Source organism: Rhodospirillaceae bacterium, from assembly GCA_016712715.1.
Lineage (GTDB): Bacteria > Pseudomonadota > Alphaproteobacteria > Dongiales > Dongiaceae > Dongia.
Genome location: JADJQM010000001.1, coordinates 1,247,038 through 1,266,304, shown reverse-complemented (window position 1 = coordinate 1,266,304; position 19,267 = coordinate 1,247,038). Strand labels below are relative to the sequence as shown.

22 protein-coding genes and 1 pseudogene are annotated in these 19,267 nt (G+C 58.5%); 14 read left to right on the top strand and 9 right to left on the bottom strand.

Features of this window, described 5'->3' with window-relative positions; all coding sequences use genetic code 11:
- Positions 1-2: 2 nt before the first annotated feature.
- The 4 genes and pseudogenes from IPK59_06260 to IPK59_06245 form a co-directional block, all read right to left on the bottom strand.
- Positions 3-1,337 (bottom strand): extracellular solute-binding protein, encoded by a 1,335-nt coding sequence (locus tag IPK59_06260; GenBank protein MBK8158381.1) that lies wholly within the window; start codon positions 1,335-1,337, stop codon positions 3-5.
- A gap of 240 nt (positions 1,338-1,577) precedes the next feature.
- Positions 1,578-2,767: pseudogene (locus IPK59_06255) on the bottom strand (IS3 family transposase).
- Positions 2,768-2,937: 170 nt separating this feature from the next.
- A complete protein-coding gene (locus tag IPK59_06250; protein MBK8158380.1) occupies positions 2,938-3,321 on the bottom strand; it encodes an XRE family transcriptional regulator in 384 nt (127 codons plus the stop codon).
- 15 nt (positions 3,322-3,336) lie between these two features.
- Positions 3,337-3,762 (bottom strand): type II toxin-antitoxin system RelE/ParE family toxin, encoded by a 426-nt coding sequence (locus IPK59_06245; protein ID MBK8158379.1) that lies wholly within the window; start codon positions 3,760-3,762, stop codon positions 3,337-3,339.
- A 216-nt stretch (positions 3,763-3,978) separates the two neighbouring features.
- On the opposite strand from IPK59_06245, the gene IPK59_06240 reads away from it, so the two are divergent.
- From IPK59_06240 to IPK59_06230, 3 genes are all read left to right on the top strand, one after another.
- On the top strand, positions 3,979-4,992 hold the full coding sequence (locus IPK59_06240) for a DUF4143 domain-containing protein (GenBank protein MBK8158378.1): 1,014 nt from the start codon (positions 3,979-3,981) through the stop codon (positions 4,990-4,992).
- Between the two features lie 450 nt (positions 4,993-5,442).
- Entirely contained in the window at positions 5,443-5,823 is a 381-nt protein-coding gene (locus IPK59_06235; protein ID MBK8158377.1) for a type II toxin-antitoxin system RelE/ParE family toxin, read from the top strand.
- Positions 5,816-6,127: a DNA-binding transcriptional regulator gene (locus tag IPK59_06230; GenBank protein MBK8158376.1), complete on the top strand. Its 312-nt coding sequence runs from the start codon at positions 5,816-5,818 to the stop codon at positions 6,125-6,127. The genes IPK59_06235 and IPK59_06230 overlap by 8 nt, the downstream gene beginning before the upstream one ends.
- An 18-nt stretch (positions 6,128-6,145) precedes the next feature.
- On the opposite strand, the gene IPK59_06225 is transcribed toward IPK59_06230, so the two are convergent.
- The 4 genes from IPK59_06225 to IPK59_06210 form a co-directional block, all read right to left on the bottom strand.
- A complete protein-coding gene (locus tag IPK59_06225; GenBank protein MBK8158375.1) occupies positions 6,146-6,943 on the bottom strand; it encodes a transposase in 798 nt (265 codons plus the stop codon).
- Between the two features lie 8 nt (positions 6,944-6,951).
- Positions 6,952-7,197, bottom strand: a complete 246-nt coding sequence (locus tag IPK59_06220) for a hypothetical protein (GenBank protein MBK8158374.1) — start codon at positions 7,195-7,197, stop codon at positions 6,952-6,954.
- Between the two features lie 238 nt (positions 7,198-7,435).
- Complete coding sequence (locus tag IPK59_06215) at positions 7,436-8,014, bottom strand: DMT family transporter (protein MBK8158373.1); 579 nt, start codon at positions 8,012-8,014, stop codon at positions 7,436-7,438.
- Positions 8,015-8,214: 200 nt separating this feature from the next.
- Complete coding sequence (locus tag IPK59_06210; protein MBK8158372.1) at positions 8,215-9,216, bottom strand: LacI family DNA-binding transcriptional regulator; 1,002 nt, start codon at positions 9,214-9,216, stop codon at positions 8,215-8,217.
- 65 nt (positions 9,217-9,281) lie between these two features.
- Between IPK59_06210 and IPK59_06205 the strand changes: the two genes are divergently transcribed.
- Genes IPK59_06205 through IPK59_06155 form a run of 11 tightly spaced genes read left to right on the top strand, consistent with a single transcriptional unit; the run spans position 9,282 to position 18,552 of the window.
- Entirely contained in the window at positions 9,282-10,481 is a 1,200-nt protein-coding gene (locus IPK59_06205; GenBank protein MBK8158371.1) for an ABC transporter substrate-binding protein, read from the top strand.
- Positions 10,482-10,536: 55 nt separating this feature from the next.
- Positions 10,537-12,063: a sugar ABC transporter ATP-binding protein gene (locus IPK59_06200; protein MBK8158370.1), complete on the top strand. Its 1,527-nt coding sequence runs from the start codon at positions 10,537-10,539 to the stop codon at positions 12,061-12,063.
- Entirely contained in the window at positions 12,060-12,743 is a 684-nt protein-coding gene (locus IPK59_06195) for a hypothetical protein (GenBank protein MBK8158369.1), read from the top strand. Before IPK59_06200 ends, IPK59_06195 begins: the two co-directional genes overlap by 4 nt.
- The gene (locus tag IPK59_06190) at positions 12,698-12,850 is read left to right on the top strand and encodes a hypothetical protein (GenBank protein MBK8158368.1); all 153 of its coding nucleotides are present in this window, start codon (positions 12,698-12,700) and stop codon (positions 12,848-12,850) included. Before IPK59_06195 ends, IPK59_06190 begins: the two co-directional genes overlap by 46 nt.
- A complete protein-coding gene (locus tag IPK59_06185) occupies positions 12,838-13,014 on the top strand; it encodes a hypothetical protein (GenBank protein ID MBK8158367.1) in 177 nt (58 codons plus the stop codon). Before IPK59_06190 ends, IPK59_06185 begins: the two co-directional genes overlap by 13 nt.
- On the top strand, positions 13,011-13,982 hold the full coding sequence (locus tag IPK59_06180; protein MBK8158366.1) for an ABC transporter permease: 972 nt from the start codon (positions 13,011-13,013) through the stop codon (positions 13,980-13,982). The genes IPK59_06185 and IPK59_06180 overlap by 4 nt, the downstream gene beginning before the upstream one ends.
- Before the next feature lie 40 nt (positions 13,983-14,022).
- Positions 14,023-14,976, top strand: coding sequence for an SMP-30/gluconolactonase/LRE family protein (locus tag IPK59_06175; GenBank protein MBK8158365.1), 954 nt, complete (start codon positions 14,023-14,025; stop codon positions 14,974-14,976).
- Complete coding sequence (locus tag IPK59_06170) at positions 14,973-15,884, top strand: NAD(P)-dependent oxidoreductase (protein ID MBK8158364.1); 912 nt, start codon at positions 14,973-14,975, stop codon at positions 15,882-15,884. The genes IPK59_06175 and IPK59_06170 overlap by 4 nt, the downstream gene beginning before the upstream one ends.
- A 3-nt stretch (positions 15,885-15,887) precedes the next feature.
- Positions 15,888-17,150, top strand: a complete 1,263-nt coding sequence (locus tag IPK59_06165; GenBank protein MBK8158363.1) for a four-carbon acid sugar kinase family protein — start codon at positions 15,888-15,890, stop codon at positions 17,148-17,150.
- The gene (locus tag IPK59_06160; protein ID MBK8158362.1) at positions 17,147-17,797 is read left to right on the top strand and encodes an aldolase; all 651 of its coding nucleotides are present in this window, start codon (positions 17,147-17,149) and stop codon (positions 17,795-17,797) included. The genes IPK59_06165 and IPK59_06160 overlap by 4 nt, the downstream gene beginning before the upstream one ends.
- Positions 17,794-18,552: a TIM barrel protein gene (locus tag IPK59_06155; protein ID MBK8158361.1), complete on the top strand. Its 759-nt coding sequence runs from the start codon at positions 17,794-17,796 to the stop codon at positions 18,550-18,552. The genes IPK59_06160 and IPK59_06155 overlap by 4 nt, the downstream gene beginning before the upstream one ends.
- Before the next feature lie 139 nt (positions 18,553-18,691).
- On the opposite strand, the gene IPK59_06150 is transcribed toward IPK59_06155, so the two are convergent.
- Positions 18,692-19,267, bottom strand: a complete 576-nt coding sequence (locus IPK59_06150; GenBank protein ID MBK8158360.1) for a helix-turn-helix domain-containing protein — start codon at positions 19,265-19,267, stop codon at positions 18,692-18,694.

Sequence of the window (19,267 nt, the reverse complement as noted above, 5' to 3'; positions counted from 1 at the left end):
TGCTAAGGTACTTCTCCTTGATCATTGACTCTTCCGTTTATTCTAGCCAAAGCAGTTGACACAGGCACACCATCAAATAGAGCAGCATGGGCCTCTACACCAATTATCTCTGATAGACCTTGAAATCCTTGCACGGCAGGCCTCATCCAGGTTGCCAGTTCACCCGAATGATCCAACTCGTCAACCAACTTCAAAATTGAATAGCTACGACTCGCCCCCAACGTTTGACTGCGTCGCGGCGAAGCACTGACACCTAATTCAAGAAGCAATCGGGCTCCATCAGCGCTGGTCAGGCGAAGTAGGGCATCTAAGGCTGCTGGTATTCTGTCAGGCGCAAGATTTGCAGGTATTGCAAGCAACCAAGACCCCAGTGGCGTTACCGGTGAGTAACCAGGAGCATGAGGCGCTGCGGCATATCCGATGTCGCCAGCGATAGTGCTACCAACTTCCTCTAATCCAGCAATTGCCGCGCCCCACGCGTATGTCATAGCGCAACTTCCCATACCGAAATGCGCCATGCGCACGTCCCACGCCATCTCACTGATTTGAGGTGGTGAAAGGGTAGCCAATGTTTTGGCGTACTCAAACGCCTTTACCCACCCCGGATCACTTACCGTAAAGCTGCCATCGGGACGAAGCACTGGAGCGCCGAAAGCCGCTGCAAAGTGAAGCATCTGCTGGCCAAGCGCTGCTCCAGATGCGGCGTTCCAACATATCCCGTGCATGTTCGGGATCTCTTCCTCGACACGGCGTGCGATTTCGATGACATCATCGGTTGTTTTGGGAGGTTTAAGATTTAGTCTTCTCAGGACGCTGAGCCGATAAATCAGCACTTCGGGATGTGGCTGAATTGGTAACGCAAACTGCTTGCCATCGAACTGACCGCCTTCCCATGCCAGGTCAATGAAATCACTGCCGTCAACACGGTGGTCACTCACCAGAAGTTGGAGGGGTAGTAGTGCTCCATGGCTCGCATAATCGCTTACCCAGACTATGTCGACGGCAACCAAATCATAATCTGATTGTTTGCGCAGAGAATTTACGGCAAGCGCTCGATTGACACTTTCGTAATCCAGGAGCTCAACGTTCAAGTTTACGCCTAGAGTGTCGTGAACTTTCTCCCGATTTTGACTGTAAGCCCGGGCAAATGGATCTTTCATACTTAAAAGCAGGATAGGCTTATCTTCCGCGCGCAATGGCAAAGCAGTCGCAACCGTTGCTATCGCAAGAATACCGATGACGAGCATTCTCGTTAACATGTGCCTGTAGAGGTGTTGACGCTGCTCATGCCCCCGCCATTCTGAAGGATCGGCAACATCTATTGGTGTGGTCACCATTTCGTTTCCCGCCTAACAATATCGCAACTTTGCATAATCACTAAACCATGTTATCGCCGCATAGCACTGTCAGAAAGAGCCTATTTGTGATTGCATCTAACCAGATGGACCTTCGCTGGGCCAGAGACTAAGAAATGAAATTGTCCAACTCGGAGCTCTCCAAGTTTTAAGGGCGAAGTTCATCTACGCCATTACACACCAAACAAAGTTGCTGAGAGAAAATGACCTGCCACTGAAGCGTCATCCAGTCGCTTTTAGAGTCTCGCTGTTTGATACGCCGTCTGGCGCGGTGGTAGCAAGGGGCTCTGGCGCGGAGCTATCAGTGCGCGCAGCGTCAGGGCCCCTTGCGGCTTTCAGTATGGCGGCGTAGGCCGCCGGGGTTCGGTAGTTGAGCGCGGAATGTGGTCGCGCTGTGTTGTAATCTTCAGCCAACCTGGCAATGACCGATCTGCCGTGACCGAGGCCGCGGAACAGGGTCTCGTTCAGCAGCTCGTCGAGCATCCGGCCGTTGAAGCTCTCAACAAATCCGTTCTGTATGGGCTTGCCGGAGGTGATGTAGTGCCACTCAATGCCATGGTCTTTGGCCCAGGCGAAGATGGCGTTCGAGGTCAGCTCGGTGCCATTGTCCGATACGATCATGCCGGGCTTGCCACGTTGGGTGATGAGCGCTGTCAGTTCCCGTGTCACGCGCCGCCCCGAGATCGACGTGTCGGGGATGGCCGCCAGTCATTCCCGGGTTACGTCATCGACCACGTTGAGGATGCGGAAGCGACGGCCGTTCGCCATCTGGTCATGGACAAAATCCAGCGACCAGCTGGCGTTGACCTTCACCTCGACCAGGATCGGCGCCCGAATGCCGACAGCGCGCCGCCGGGCACGGCGCTTGCGCACGGTCAGACCTTCCTCGCGATAGAGGCGGTAGATCCGGTTGATGCCCGATGCCTCGCCCTCCCGGCGCAGCAGGATGAACAGGCGCCGATAGCCGAAGCGGCGGCGCTCATTGGCCAAATCCCGCAACCGGGCCCGAAGGGCTGGCTCCGGTGGTCGCCTGGAGCAATAGCGGATCATCTTGCGATCAGCGGCTATGACGCTACAGGCCCGGCGCTCGCTCATCTGAAACGTGGTCTTCAGAAAAGCGACAGCCTCACGCTTGGCGGCGGGCCTTACCATTTTTTTGCTAGAAGCTCCCGGAGCGCCGACGCGTCCAGCATGCTATCGGCCAGCAGTCGCTTCAGCTTGCCGTTCTCGTCCTCCAGGGCACGCAACCGCTTGGCCTCGCTGACATCCAGCCCGCCGAACTTGGCTTTCCAGTTATACAGCGTCGCCTCGGATACCCCGTGCTTGCGGGCCAGATCCGCCGTCTTCGCCCCTGCCTCGTGTTCACGCAGCACCGCAATAATCTGCTCTTCCGTAAACCGCCTCTTCTTCATCGTCTGTCTCCATTGCTGGGCCAGACTCTAATCCGATTTGGAGGAAATCTTCAGTGGCAGGTCAATGTCAAAAATGCTCCGACCCTGTATCGGCCGACAGATCCGGCGAACGCCGAATTATGGCTTCAAGGTTCTTTCGAACCACTTAGCTTCGCCACTTTGAACTGAGATTAGGCGACTGCCAGATCTCGCTCACTCACTCTGATATGCCCGTGTCCTTCGACCGGATTAATGACGATTGATACGTCATTCCCCAGGGCCGCAAGAATTATCATAAGGCGCGATTCCGAGTAACCTTTCACGTTTCCACGGAGAATACGGGAAACGTCAGGCTGAGTAAGCGTCGGATTGCGTTCAAATTCATTGACCCTGGCGACGACATCAATCTGCCGCAGTTGCTTCAATTCAACAACGTTTCGAATCATGCAGACCAGATCAAATTTGATCTTGGTCTGTGTCGGGTCAGGATATCCGCGGTCTCTCAGAAATGAGCCACTTCCCCAAACTGGAGGCGTATTCTCAAGGGGATCGTCTTTCCAATTCTCGTTGCTCATCTCGAACTCCTACTTCTATGCATTCCGACGTGCTTCGCGCTTCAGAAAGTCCCGCTCAAGCAAGTGACTGTTGTCTTTGACATAGGCACGAGCCTTCTTGAGGCGCGCCTCTAATCGCTCAACCTGATCTTTCGGAATATTGTTGCCGGACGTTGATTTTTTCATCTCGGCCCCAACAACTATAATCACCCATTTCCACTCCTGCATGACGTAGACACGATACGTGTCGGTATCATAAGGGATACGAATTTCATCAATTCCGGACAGCCCGCCGCCAAGCTTGGTGAACATTTTGGGCGGCAATTGACGACCATTTTGAAGGGCATCAATTGCCTGATCGGCAGTTTCGCAAACGTCTTCCGGTAAATCGAAATAGTCCTTGCGGCAGCGCTCGTTGATGAAGATGACCTCGCGCAAGTCTATGCTGTCTGGAGAGGTCATCGTTCACTACCCTAGATATGCTAGTTTATACATATATTGTCAAGGTCGCTCGAAATGCGCAAGGCAGTCCTGGTCCTGTTAAGGATGTTGGATCGTTCTATAAAATCGTTACCTATCAGTAAACTATACAGCTTTTAGTAACATCAACATATTGTATGTCGCTTAGCGCGACTTTGTTTGGTGTGTAATGGCGTTCATCTATGGAGTATCGGTAAAGTGAAAATCAAAGATCTCCGCGCTACGCCAGTCAACATCCCATTCACGGCACCATACCGTTTTAGTTACGGCTCTATGGCTTCAGTGACCAAGACCGTTGTCGAAGTTATCACCGAGGATGGAGTCGTCGGTCTAGGCGAAGTGGCAGACGGCGACCGCTCTTCAGATGTTCTGAAGCAACGAGACCAGATCATAGGCCTCGATGTGCGCGATATTCACACGGCGGAGCGCCGACTCGTTCCGGCGATGCGTTATACACCTTGGGGTAACGTTCTACATAGTCGCCGCGTCTTTGGCGGTATCGAGATGGCGATGTGGGATGCGAGGGGAAAGAGCGAAAATGTGCCGCTGACTCTGCTGCTTGGCGGTGCCGTGCGAAATCAGATTCCGCTCACGGAGTATTTTTCCTATCGCCTTTCTGGGAAAGACGAACTGGGAAGCTATTCTTCTGGTGAATCCACCCCCGTCGAGATCGCGCGCTATTGCGCGACCATGATCGAGCAATTTGGGTCCGATATGTTTGAAGGAAAGCTTGCCACTGTGGCACTGGATGAAGAAGTTGCCATGGTGCGCGAAGTGCGTGCGGCCAAACAGTCAAAGCTTCATATGCTCGACACTGGCATCGTCGCAACGCTCCGTAATTTCACGCCTGGAACATTCGCGGCCGACGTCAATGCTACCGCGCTCGGTCCGTTGGTCGAGACGTTTGTCTACAATGAATTGCTCAAGAACTTGCCTTACCAGAGAGAACGATGGACGCTCTACCATTGGCGAGGCAAGCACCATGAAGTTGATTTCGTCGCGGAATCCGGCAGAACCCTGATCGCGATCGAAATTAAGGCGGCGGTTAGTCTCAACGACGATGACCTAAAGAACCTGCGTTGGTTCAAGAGCCAAGGACCGGGCAAGACTTGGAATGTAGTCGGGATTGTCATCTACCTGGGCAACGACGTGTTCAGTTTCGGTCAGGGGATCTTTGGAATTCCACTATCAGCATTTTGGGCATTCTCCTGATCGCCCTCGCCCCGGAACCAGCTCGTGAGATCGCCGATCGAAACGGCTTTACGTGCGCCTATCTTTTCGAGCTCTCGGATAGCAGCTCGAGACAACCTACTCCCTGTAAACATGCCAATAACTAGGTGAGATTGTAAACCCTGGGCGGGGGTGTCTCGTCCGGCCCTAACTCCTGGCAAAGCCAATAAACCACATCTAGTGGTTCACCAGAGCCGACTTTGTTTGGTGTGTAATGGCGTTATTTTTTTACGCCATTACACACCAAACAAAGTGATTTCAGGGGACCCACAAACTATGGTGGTCGGACCGGCCATTTTCTGACGGTTCTGACTGCTATTTTGGGCATCTTATTTGCCAGCGAACCAATATTGATTGTATAGACTCCCCTTCGGGCGGCGCCGGTTTTGGGGTTGCTCGGGCTTGACATCTATACGACTGGGTAGTATATAAATGTCCATCAGGGTGCTTAAGAATCGAACGTTTGCGCGCTGGGCTAAGGATGAGCAGGTAACAGATGCCGATCTTTGCCAGGCGGCCCATGAAATTGAAAATGGGTTGGTAGAAGCCAGGTTGGGTGGGTTTTTACTGAAGAAGCGGGTCGCCAGAGCAAACGGCGGAAAGAGCGGTGGGTTTCGAACAATTGTCGCCCATCGTCAAGGGAGTAGACTGTTCTTCATTTTCGGATTTGCTAAAAGCGATCAGGCGAACATCACGAAAGATGAAAAGAAGGGCCTTATAAAGATTGGCGATGAGTATATGGCCTTAAACGACAAGAAACTGGCTGACCTCATCAAAGACAAGAAGATACTGGAGGTAAATTGCAATGGCTAAGAAGAGTCGCATTCTCAGCGAGGTCCTTGAGGCCGCCAAGGACTTGCACGAAGCTGGCGCGATCAGCGTCGAAACGATGCGAGAATTTGACGCTCTGTGTCTGCCGCAGGTGCCCCACTATACCGCAGCCGATATCAAGAAGATCCGCAAAGTTAACAAGGCTAGTCAGGGTGTCTTTGCTGTCTATCTGAATGTCAGCAAAGCAACCGTCACCGCTTGGGAGCAGGACCTCAAAACGCCGTCAAGCATGGGTCTAAAGCTCTTGAATATCGTTGACCGGAAGGGTCTTAAGGCCCTCGCCTAGAACAGCCATGTCGTCCCACTAGAATGGTGACGCCAGAGTATTTGGTAACACCTTGAAGCTATAATTCTCCGTCCGTCGAATCTGCCGGCCGATACATGGCCGGAGCATTTTAGACAGCATGTCTGGCAAGGGAATGGTCGTAATGGCCCGGCGCTTGCGGCCGCCCTTGCTGGTGACCTCTCGCTTGATCCGGCAGTTCCTGCGGAAGCTGATTTCGTCCAGGTAGCGCTGTAGATGCGGCCGGCTCATCCGATGCCAGACACCCATCCGGGCGCGCTCCAGCAGGGCTCCAACACCGTCCGCGGTGTTGCTGTGGACGTTGCCGCGAACATATTCCCCAGCGGAATGCACCACCGTCTGATGGTCAGATTCGAGTGATTTGACGGCAGTAAAAAAGCCCCGCTCGCGGTCGCTCATGACCGTGTGTATTTCAGCACCGAACTGGGACCCCTTCCATTTTTCAACCATCCATATGATTTCTCTTATAAATCTGGATTCGAGAGGGGTCCCGATCGGCGCCGATCGGGACCCCATATTGCGAATTGTTTTGCTCGCACAATCAATACGATAAGGATCCTTTGGGTGGGGCCCAGTTCGGTACTCAAACACACTTTCGGGGGCATCGAGGCCGAACAAGCGGATTTTGGATTTGCCGACTCGGATAGTGTCGCCGTCCGTGATTCCGGGAATGCCAATGATGTGGACCTGGGCAGCCAGGGCGGGGCAGGCGAGGGCGAGAAGGAAGAGGAGGGCGAGCGCCGACAGCTCTTTAGCGAAGCTAGGAGCAGATAGCTTCGCATTGCTGGTACTGGTCACTCAGGCACCTAATTTTTGGGGTCGAAGCCGCCTTCGCCGTCGTCATCCGCTTTTGCCGGGTCATCAGGGGCCATCCATTTCACATCGCCACGGAGCTGAGCAACCCACTCGCCAGCTTCGAGATCAGATTCTGGCCCGATGAAAAGCATGTTGAGCTTGTAGCCCTTGGCGCGGACTTTCCCTTGGTGCTTGTCTTGCCCGTCTTTGGTTTTGCCCCGGTACGAAACCCCTGGAGGCAACTTTCGCTTGGCCATTCCTCGATTCTTTTTGTCCCAAATTGTCCCGAGAATCGGCCTGCGGCCCTAAGGACAAATGATTTACAAAGTATGAGGAAAGCGGCTGTTTAAAGCGGTTCGATGGCGGAGCGAAGGGAACTGGATTTCGACGTTCTCTGGGACTGAAAGCGGTTCCAACCTCGTGCATCAATCGAACTGACAATACCTCAGTCCAGTGGTCAATCATCGTAGCCGATCACGATGAGTAACGCCGTGATCAGGGCCTCCCTTGCTTGATTGTGCGGGGCGCCAAGACGACCTCGGTCACTCCTGCCGTGAGAATGAGCAGGCAGCCAGCGACCTCATGCCAGCCAAAAGGCTCGTTGGCCCAGATCGCAGCGCTGACCGTCCCGAATATGAGCTCCGCCAGGATGAGAATGCTGAACAGGCCAGCGCCAAGATGTTTGGGAGACCAGGTGATGATCGCGTTCGTAGGCAGAAGGAAACCGAGACACCGAAGCACGATCCAAGGCGCAAGGTTCATCCAGGTTCCCAACATGGGCGGAGGCCCAACTTCCGCGCTCAGCAAGAGCATCTGGACGGCTCCAAAGATCCCGCCATAGAGGGAGTAGGAGAACATCATGGGGAATACGCCTTCAACACGCGAGACCTGTATCCTCGCGGCACCGGCAACGAACATCACGCCGGCCAGGAGCGCCAGCCAGTCGCCCATGTTCTGGGGAATCGGCAGGCCCGCATCCTTGCCAATGACAAGCCAGACACCAATCAGCGACAGGGGGAGGCTGGCCCAAGTCGCGTTGGGAGCTTGGATCGGGGCGGGCGATGGAAGAGGCACGACCGGGGTCGTTCGTGCAAGATGGCGCGATCATTGACGGCGAGGGCAGGCACCGGAAACTCGGTTCCTTCAGGAAGTAAGCCGATCTTGGCCGATGCCGTGTTGCCATGGAGGGCGACGGGAAAGGCGCCGATGTTCGGCGCGCCCTCGCAGACGCGGGAGTGCGATCTGATCCGTCCGGCAACTTCGTTCTGATGGCGTCAGGCAGTCTTGCCGGCAATGATTTCAAAGCCGGTGTCGATAGTTTGCGTCTCTCCTGGTTGCTTAGCTGACGACAAGAGAACTTCCACCGCCTGCTTTCCGATCAGAAACCGGTTTGACCGCAGGGTCGATAGCGGAGCCGGCATGCATTGTCCGATTTCCAGCCCGTTAAAGCCAAACAGTGCCAGGTCGCGCTTCACTTCGATCCCCGTTGCAAGGCAGTGAAAATAGCCCCCGACTGCCATGTCGTCGTTCGAGAACACCACCACATCCGGTGCGGCTCCTTTGGCAAGCAAGGTCGCGAGCGCCGTCTTGCCCGCTTCTGTCGAGCTAGCTCCAGGACTTAACGTTTCGGCCACGATTGACAGGTCCCGCTCTGCAAGCCCTTCAACCAGCCCTTCGTAGCGTAGGCGCGCGCGCCGGTCGGCCGTCCAATCATGCCCGACATAACCAAAGCGGCGGTAGCCGAGGTCCGAAAGGTGGCGCGCGGTGACCTGGCCTGCACTGCGGTGCGACAGCCCGACTGCCAGGTCTATCGGCTGCGAATCAATGTCCATCAGTTCTGCTACCCGGACCCTGCCACTGGACAGAATCCGGCGTGTGGTTTCGGTATGTTCAAATCCTGTGGTGATGACAGCCACAGGCCGCCAGGACATGAAGGAGGTCAGCAGGGCTTCTTCCTGCTTGGGATCGTAGTCGGTCACGCCGATAAGCGGCTGATGGCCGGTCCCCCGAAGGCCCTCCGTGATGCCGCGCATCACCTCAGGGAACACGATGTTGGACAGCGAGGGCAGCAGGACTGCGACCAGGTTCGACCCGGCCGAAGCCAGCATTCCCGCAGCTCTGTTCGGGACATAGTCCAGTTCAGAGATCGCCGAGATAACCTTCTGACGTGTGCGTTCGGATATCGGACCCAGGTTCCGGACCACTCGTGACACCGTGATAATGCTGACCCCGGCAAGACTTGCCACGTCGGCCAAGGTCGCATTTCCGTTCACCATCCCGTTCCTCCCGAACGCTGCCCCAAGGCTTCCAACTTCACTATGACAACGCTACCACAAACTGCTTGTCTTTAGATAGGTCCTGTGCAAATCATGCTTATGGTAGCGTTAGCATTAACGCCAGCGCACCATTCTGGGAGGAGAAATCAATGCTTTTATCCGCTGCCAGCCGCGCGCTGGCCGTAAGTTTTCTTGCACTCTCGACGCTGGCAGGTCCGGCTCTTGCGAAGGACACCTACCGTCCGGAGTGCTTTTCGGCGGCGCCTGACGTTTCGAAAGTAATCCATTATGAAAAGCGGGAAGGACCGTTCCGCGTGGCCTTCGTGAACGGCTTTGCCGGCAATGACTGGCGCGTGACCGCGATCCAGGGTGCCAAGGCCTGGGCGGCACGGCCTGAGAACGCCGGCAAATTGGGAGAATTCACGGTGGTGTCTGTCGGCAACGACAGCGCGGCCCAGATCGCGGCGATCGACAACTATATCGCGGCCGGTTACGACGCCATCGTCATCATCGCCGTCAACCCCACTGCGTTCAATTCAGTCATCAAGCGCGCCGAAGATGCCGGCACGGTACTGGTGCCGTTTGACAACGTTCTGGACACCGATGCGATCGTGCAGGTCAACGAGAACCAGTTCGAACTTGGCCGCCTGAAGGCGCAGGCCGTTGTCGATGCGATCATCGCCGCAAAGGGCGCTGCAACAGGCAAGGTGCTGGAAGTATCTGGCCTGCCCGGCAATGCCACCGATCGCGACAACCATCTGGGAATGCGGTCGGTCCTCGATGCAAATCCAGGGCTGGAGGTCGTACAGGTCGTGGGCAACTGGGATGCCGGCACCGTCCAGAAGGTCGTCGCGGATGCCATTGCGACGCATGGCAACTTTGATGGTGTCATGGTGCAGGAAGGCACGATCGGCGCTCTGAATGCGATGAAGAACGCCGGTCATCCGGTGGTTCCGGTGGGCGGCGACGCGGGTAACGGAGCGCGCAAGATGATTGCCGAAGGCGGATATCCGGGGGTCACCGCTGCGCAGGCGCCTGTGATGTCGGCCGTGGCACTTGAGGCCGCTGTTGCACTTCTGGAAGGGAATGCCCTGCCGCAAATGGTCTATCTGCCGATCCCGCAGAAGGCCAACGCGGAACTGGTCGAAGGGACCGATTACTTCCCCGAGCTGCCCGATACGTTCTATACCACCACGGGCTATCCGAACTGCTTCCCGGTCTTTACGCCCGAAGAGCTGCTTGGCCAGTCGCCGGACAACCTCTGATCCCTTCAATCTTGCGGGGTGGCCTTCGGGTCACCCCGCAATCGGGAAGAATGCCATGCAGAGCCTGCCCATCGTCGAATTGCGCGACGCATCGAAATCCTATGGGCCGGTTCAAGCCCTTCGCGCGGTGACGCTGGCCTGCAATCCAGGCGAGATCCACGCCATCCTCGGTGAAAATGGTGCCGGGAAATCGACCATGATGAAACTTCTGACCGGAGTCATCAGACCCACAAGCGGCGCGATGGCGGTGGACGGGCAGACCGTAGCACTACAGGGCCCGCGTGATGCATCGCAGCGCGGAATTGTCTGCATCTTTCAGGAACTTTCATTGATGCCAGCGCTCAGCGTGGGCGACAACATCGTGCTGGCCCGGCCACAGACCCGAATGGGCGTGATGCAACGCAGCGCCTATGACGAGGCCCGCGCATGTCTGCACAGGATCGGGGCAGACCACATCGCGCTTGACCGGACCGTGTCAGAACTGACCCTGGCTGAACGCCAACTGGTCGAGATTGCCAAGGCTCTGTATCAAAAGCCGCGCCTTCTTATCCTTGACGAGGCTACGTCTGCCCTTGGTGCCGACGCGGTCGAGCGGGTCTTTGCCGTCATCCGTGAGCTGCGCGAGGAAGGCTGCGGTATCTTGTTCATATCACACCGTTTCCACGAGGTTCATGCGCTTGCCGACGTCATTTCGGTCTTTCGAAACGGCGCACATATCCGGACCTTTCCAGCGGGTACGATTGATCATGGGGACATCGTGTCGCTGATGATCGGGCAGTCGCTAGAGCGTCTTTTCCCGCCGCCCCCGCCTTTGCCCGCGTCTGACACGCCGCCGCTTCTGAGCCTGTCGCAGGTTGGCTGGGAAAATGAACTGCACGACGTCAGCTTCGATGTCCTGCCCGGCGAGATCTTTGGTCTGGGCGGGCTTGATGGGCAGGGGCAACAACGTGTGCTTGAGGCCATCTTCGGCCTGTTGTCGCGCGTGTCCGGTGAGGTGCAGATCGACGGAAAGATCTATTCCGGTCGAAATCCCGCACGATCGAAGTCCCGCGAGATCTGCCTTGCCTTCATCCCGGAGGATCGCAAAACCGAAGGCCTGATCCCGGGGCTGTCAATCTCAGATAACCTGCGCCTCGCTGCCCTCGGCAGCAGGCTGGGCCCCGAACTCGATCCGGGCGACCAGGCGCGGATCGCGGCCATCCTTGACCGACTGGAACTGGCCTATGGCAAGATGGACGACGCGGTTGCAACCCTGTCGGGCGGCAACCAGCAAAAGGTACTGCTCGCGAAATGGCTGGTCCTGTCGCCGCGCTGCTTGTTGCTTCTGGACCCTACGCGTGGGATCGACGTCAAGACCAAGGCACAGATCTACACTCTGCTGGCCGAGCTTGCAGCCGAGGGCATGGCCATCGTGTTGCAATCGACCGATTACGAAGAACTTGTCCATCTGTGCCACCGTGTGGCGGTGTTCTACCAAGGTCGGATTGCCCGTCAGCTTTCCGGCGAGAGCCTGACGCCCGAGATGCTGATTTCTGCCGCCATGGGGCTTGCTTCGGATCACACCACAGGAGAAGTCGCATGAAGCGGATTGATCTTCGGGTGCTGATCCCGGCGGTGGCGCTGGCCATCCTGCTGGTGGTCTATTTCTCCAGCCATCCGCGGGGCTTTTCTACTCGTGTGCTGACGATCTGGTCGAACCAGAGCGTGCTTCTGGTCTTTGCCGCTTTCGCGCAGTTCTTTGTCGTGATGGTCCGCGGGATCGATCTGTCGGTCGGGGCAATGGTGGCACTCAGCAACGTCATCGCCTCTTATGTCCTGGCCGGTGAGGGGGTTTCGCTGGTGTTCGGCACGTTTGCAGTTCTGGCAACTGGGCTTGCCTGCGGACTGATCAACGGTCTGGTCGTTACCTTGGGGCGAATACCGCCGATCATCGCCACCTTGGCCACGGGCGCCGTCTTCTCCGGCGTGGCACTTGCTCTGCGTCCTACGCCCGGCGGTGCGGTGAACGAGGGGCTGTCGGATGCCTTCAGCTATGCCGTCGGTCTGGTTCCGACCTCGCTGATCCTGATACTTTTGGCCGGAGTGGCGTTCAGCCTGATCATGCGCCGCACCGCCTTCGGGCTCGAGGCGCAGGGCGTGGGTTCGTCGGAACACTCGGCGGCACTGACGGGCATTTCCCTGATCCGGTGCGCATCATCGCACATGGACTGGGCGGGTTGTGTGCGGCGCTTTGCGGCTATTACCTCGCGATGGTCACCCTGACGGGCGATGCGGGGGTAGGCCCGAACTATACGCTGAACTCGATCGCCGCGATTGTTCTTGGTGGAGTGTCGCTGGCCGGAGGCGTCGGCAAAGCATGGGGGTCGTGATCGGAGCCCTGCTGTTGAAGACCGTGGCCGCCGTCATGTTCTTCAGTGGCCTGCCACCCTTGGCCCAGCCGTTTATCGAAGGCTTCGTGCTGGCAGCGGCGGTGGTGCTGGGGTCGCTTGGCCTTCTGCGGGTGCGCAACCGGCTGAAGCTCTTTTCGCAATGAGGGCCAACATGATCCGTTCTCTGACGCAGCGCTGGAATGTGGACACCGCCATTGTCCTTGTCGCACTGGGGTGCGTGGCCTTGCTGGCCATGGGCAGCAGTGTGTCGTCGAACTTTCTGACTGCCGACTACCTGCTGCAACAGTTGCAGATCGCCGCCTATCTGGGCGTGATCGCGGCCGGTGCGACGCTGGTGATCTTTCTTGGTCACATCGACCTGTCCGTCCCGGCCGCATTAACGGCGGTGGGTGTGGTGGCTACGACAGTGGCTGGGGTCGAAAACCCGGATGTCGCAGCCCTTGGCATCGCTGCCGGTCTGGCGGCTGGGGCGCTGATCGGCCTGATCAACGGGATCGGAGTCGCCATCTTTCGATTGCCGTCGATGGTCTGGACGCTGGCCGTGAACTCGATGCTGGTCGGCGCTGTCGTCTTTTTTACCGGTGGTTTCAAGCCTCGCGGCGTTGCGCCCGAGCTGTCCATCGATCTGGCGCTGGGGCGCAGCCTGGGCGTGCCCAATGCCTTCTGGTTCTGGTGCGTGGTGATTGTGCTGATGCATGTCTTGCTGCGGCGCACAGTGTATGGCCAATACATCATGGCGGCAGGCAATTCGGAAAAGGCGGTTTACCTGTCGGGCATCCGGGTGCGGCTTCTGACGATGCTGACCTTCGTGCTTGCCGGGCTTTTCACCGCCGTCGGTTCCCTGCTGCTGGTCGGCTATGCCAACCAAGCCTATCAGGGCATGGGAGACCCCTATCTGATGCCCGTCCTGTCGGCGGTCGTGCTTGGGGGAACCTCAATCCTTGGCGGCCAGGGCAGCTATTCCGGTACCGTGGTCGGCGCGCTGTTCATCACGCTTCTGACCTCCATCCTTTCCGTCCTTCAGATGCCCGAGGCCGTGCGGCAGATCACCTTTGGCCTGATCATCCTTGGCATGTTGCTTCTGCGTCGGGGCAAGGCAAAAGGCCAGTGACCGCTTCGAGCCGGATTTGAGAATGAGCAAGGGTCGACCGATGACATTCCCATCCTACGAGGTCAATGAACCCGCGTTCCGCGACCTCATTGACACCACGACCGTGCCAGAGGCCATAGCCAGAGGGTTCACCTGGGCCGAAGGCCCGGTTTGGTGGCACGGGGCTTTGTATTTCAACGACATCCCTGCAAAGCGGATGTGTAAGTGGGAGTCTGACGCGGAGCTTTCGGCAACGCTGGAGAACAGCGAGTTTGCCAATGGCAACACGCTGGACTGCGCAGGCCGGATGGTCTCATGCGATCATGGCGGCAGGCGGGTGATCCGCCGCCCTGACCCCGAAAACCCTGCGACGGTCGAGATCATTGCCGACCGTTACCAGGGCAAGCGGCTGAATTCACCGAATGATGTCGTCGTACGCTCGGATGGGTCGATCTGGTTCACCGACCCGCCCTATGGCATCAATTCTGACGGCGAAGGTTATCTGGCCGAAGGCGAGATCGGCGGCTGTTACGTCTATTGTGCGTTGCCGGACGGCACCTTGATCGCGGTCACCACCGATTTCGACAAACCCAACGGGCTGGCCTTTTCGCCGGATGAGCGCAGACTTTACGTTGCAGATTCAGGCGCCATTCGCGGCTCGAGTTTCCCCGGCATTGACTACGACCTCCCTCAACATATCCGCGTCTTCGAAGTGGACGGCACCACCCTGCGCGGCGGCGAGGTTTTCGCGGTGATCGAGCCGGGGGTGCCCGATGGGCTGCGCGTCGATCACGACGGCAATGTCTGGACCAGTGCCATGCACGGCATCCGCTGTCTGTCGCCCGAGGGTCGCTGCCTTGGCAAGATCCTGTTGCCCGCGCCCACATCTAACCTGTGCTTTGGCGGCCCGGACAGAACGGACATGTTCATCACCGCCTCCGATACGGTCTGGCGTGTGCGCACCACCCGACGCGATGCCGCCACGTGGCTGCGCAACCAAGGACCCCGGACATGACAATGGAATTCAAGACGGCGGTGATCGGACTCGGCTCGATGGGCTATGGCATGGCCCTGTCCTGCCTTCGGGCCGGGCAGCAAGTTTGGGGCGCTGACCTCAACCTCGACGCTGTCAACAGGTTCGCGGTCGCGGGCGGTCAATTCGGTGCCCTTCCAACTGATCTGAACGCCGTGGTCGTCGTCGTCCTGAACGCGGCTCAGACCGAGGCCGTGCTGTTCGGGGCGGACGGTGTGGTGCCGACGCTTACGCCCGGCACGGTGGTCATCGCCTGCGCCACGGTGCCTCCAGCCTTTGCCCGCGAGATGGAGGCGCGCTGTGCGGCAGCGGGCGTTCATTACCTTGATGCCCCAATCTCGGGCGGCGCTGCAAGGGCGGCTCAAGGCGCGCTCTCGATCATGGCTGCCGGTCGGCCAGAGGCCTTCAAGGCCGCACGTCCGGTGCTGGACGCCTGTGCACAAACGGTGTTCGATCTGGGCTTCGAGGCGGGTCCTGGGTCGGCAATGAAAGCTGTCAACCAACTTCTTGCCGGGGTTCACATCGCCGCGATGGCAGAGGCACTGACCTTCGGGATGACACAAGGGATTCAGCCCGCGACCTTCGTCGAGGTGATCAGCAAATGCGCGGGTACCAGCTGGATGCTTGAAAACCGCGCGCCCCATATAGTGGAAGGGGACTATTCGCCGCGCAGCCAGATCAACATCTGGCCCAAGGACCTTGGTATCGTGATGGACGTCGCGAAATCTGCCGGATTTTCGGCCCCAATCACTGCCGCAACGCTGCAGCAATACATGGTAGCGGTGGGCATGGGCTTGGGGGCCGAGGATGACGCTGCGATCGCCAAGGTCTACGCCCGCAATGTCGGCCTGACGCTCCCGAGCGCTGGCGACCCGGCGGCGGAGAGCTGAACCATGCCAGCCTTCTTCGGGTGCATTGCTGACGACTTTACCGGGGCGACCGATCTTGCCGGGCTTCTGGCGCGGTCAGGGGTCGAGGTCTCGTTGCGGATCGGTATTCCCAAGGCGCCACCCACCGATGCTGCCGCCTTCGAGGTCATCGCCCTGAAATGCCGCACAGCGCCGGTCGATATCGCCGTCGCCGAATGTCGGGCGGCGCTGGACTGGCTGCGCCGCGCCGGGGCTGAACGGTTTTTCTGGAAATACTGCTCGACTTTCGATTCCACTCCGACAGGCAATATCGGCCCGGTGGCCGAGGCGTTGATGGCCGATTTGGATTGCGCGCAGACCATCTATTGCCCGGCTTTTCCCGAGAATGGCCGCACGATCTTCATGGGCAACCTCTTCGTCGGCCGCCACCCGCTGGCGGAAAGCCCGATGAAGAACCACCCGCTGACGCCGATGCGCGACAGCAACCTGATGCGCCTTCTTCAGCCGCAGGTGAAAGGAACCGTCGGATTGGCTGATCGGCTGACCGTGGCCCAAGGGGCCAAGGCTCTGCGCGCGGAGCTTGCGCGGCTTGCAAAGGAAGGAACGGCGCATGTGATCGTTGATGCCGTTGCGAATGCCGATCTTGATGTGATTGCCGAGGCCTGCCGCGACATGCCGCTCATGACCGGGGGGAGCGCCGTGGCTATGCCGTTGCCCGCCATCTACCTTGCAGTGGGCCGGCTTGCCGGCACTAAGGACGGACCGACTGTCCCCAACCTGCCGCGTGCGGCTATCGTCCTGTCGGGAAGTTGCTCGGCCATGACGAACGCGCAGGTCGCCCATTACACCGCCACCGGCGCACCCTCTCTGCGCCTTGACCCAGTGGATCTGGCCCAATCCGGCTCCGAGCCGGCGCTGGAATGGTTGGCCAGGCAGGACATGGACCGCGCGCCCCTCATCTACGCCACAGCTGAGCCGGAAGATGTGCGCACGGCACAGGAGCGGTTGGGACGTGTCCGCGCGGGTGAGATCGTCGAAGAGGCGTTGGCAACCTGTGCGGTAGCAGCCCGAGATGCCGGCGCGCGCCGGATCGTCGTTGCAGGCGGCGAAACATCCGGGGCGGTCACCACGGCCTTGGGGGTTGACCGTCTGCACATCGGGCGGGAAATCGCTCCCGGAGTGCCTTGGACCTATTGCGAAAGCAACCGCCACCCCATGGCTCTTGCCCTGAAATCCGGCAACTTTGGTGCGCCCTCGTTCTTTTCTGATGCAATGGGGGCGGCATGAGTGCGGAAACCGCGCTGCGCGAGCAGATCTGCCTATTGGCAAGTTCGCTTTTTGACCGGGGGCTTACGCATGGCAGCACCGGCAACATCTCGGCCCGGACTGCGGATGGCGGGCTTCTGGTTTCGCCGACAGGCAGCAGTTTCGGGCAGCTGGACCCAGCACGGCTATCACGATTCGATGCTACGGGCCGCCTGATCGACGGTGATCCCCCGACCAAGGAAATGCCCTTGCACGCTGCCTTTTATGACACGCGCAGCACGGCGGGGGCGGTGGTCCACCTGCACTCCTCCCATTCAGTCGCCCTGTCGATGTTGCCCGATGCAGATGAAGACAACTTCCTGCCCCCGCTCACGCCCTATGCCATCATGCAGCTGGGCAAGGTAAAGCTCCTGCCGTTCTTCCTGCCCGGAGACCCCGCCATGGGCGATGCCGTGCGCGGACTTGCTGGCAAACGCAGCGCCGTGATGCTGGCCAATCATGGTCCGGTTGTTGCAGGCAAGGATGTGCATGCCGCTTGCAATGCGATCGAGGAACTGGAGGCCACGGCTCGCCTTTCCCTTCTGTTGCGCGGAACTGGAGCGCGCGGGCTGACGGCCAGCCAGGTGCAGGCGTTGGTCACCAGATTCGACGTGGAGTGGGACGGATGACGCAGTTTTCCGCCAATCTGGGTTTTCTGTGGGCGGACATTCCCCTGCCTGCAGCTATCTCTGCTGCCAAGGCCGCCGGCTTTGACGCGGTTGAATGTCACTGGCCTTATGAAACTCCGGCAGAAGAAACCGCCCGTGCCCTGAGCGAAACCGGGCTGCGGATGCTGGGAATCAACACAGTTCGCGGAAAGCCCGGCGAGAATGGACTCGCCGCCTTGCCCGGACGCGAGATTGAAGCCCGCGCTGCCATTGATCAGGCCCTGGCCTACGCCGCAAAAGTCGGAGCGGTGATGGTTCACGTCATGGCAGGATTCGCCAGTGGCGCGGACGCATGGGCTGTCTTTGTCGCGAACCTGTCCTATGCCGCGAAGCGGGCAGCGGACCTTGGGATCACAATCCTGATCGAACCGCTTAATCGCCACGATGCGCCGGGATACTTCCTTCAAACCACGGACCAGGCGCGCGACATCATCACAGCGGTCGGGGAAAGAAATCTCAAGCTTATGTTCGACTGCTATCACATCGGCCGGACCGAGGGCGATATCTCGACGCGTTTCAATGAGCTGCTGCCGATCATCGGTCATGTCCAGTTCGCAAGCGTGCCTGACCGAGGGCCACCAGATCACGGCGAATTGGACTACTGCACTATCTTCGCGTCAGTCGCCGCTTCTGGTTGGAATGCGCCGTTGGGGGCAGAGTATAAGTCCAATGGCCCGACCTCAGAGAGCTTGGGCTGGATGGAAAGGTGGCGATGAAAAGCGCCAAGAGGCCGAGGCGAAACGGCTAACGGGCAGAGGTGTTCCTGTTCGGGCACAATTGCACTGTCAGGTTTCGTGCGAAGAACCAACTTGAACCGACCGAGTGATAGCTTCCCTCTTCGCAGGAGCTAAGATTTTAGGCCGTCCTACTGCGCCAAGAGCGGCCATTCGAGCAGAACGCTCCGAACGTCTCCTTCCCGCCCTTTGCAACGCACAAGAAATGGCCTCCAGTCGATCCGCCGTCTTTCAGTTTCTGAGGGGAAAGCCTTCCCCTGCGGCCAGGCCTGACGTCTCGTCCGACCCCTTCTGCGGGGAAACGGGGATCAACGACCGGCGAGAATTTCGAGAAGATATCGACCACCTTCAGAATCCGTATCTTCTTCCCCATGGCCAATTGGTCGTGAACAAAGTCCATGGCCCAGGTTTCGTTCGGCCCGGACGCTGGCGCACGATCATTCCGAAGCTTGGCCTTGACCCGGCGCTTAGGCGTCTTGTTGTGCAATTGCAGGCCTAACGTGACATAGATGCGCCTGGTTCGCTTGATGTTGAGCACACTCAAGGAGCGCGAGAACACCTCCGCTCCTGAGAAGCCGCAGGAGAGCGCCACGTTCTGGATCGGCACGTCGCTGCAGAACAGCAGGTTGCGCGCCGCTTGCAGGCGGATCTTCAGGTAGTAGCGTTGCGGCGAATCCTGCAGCTTGCGGCGGAACAT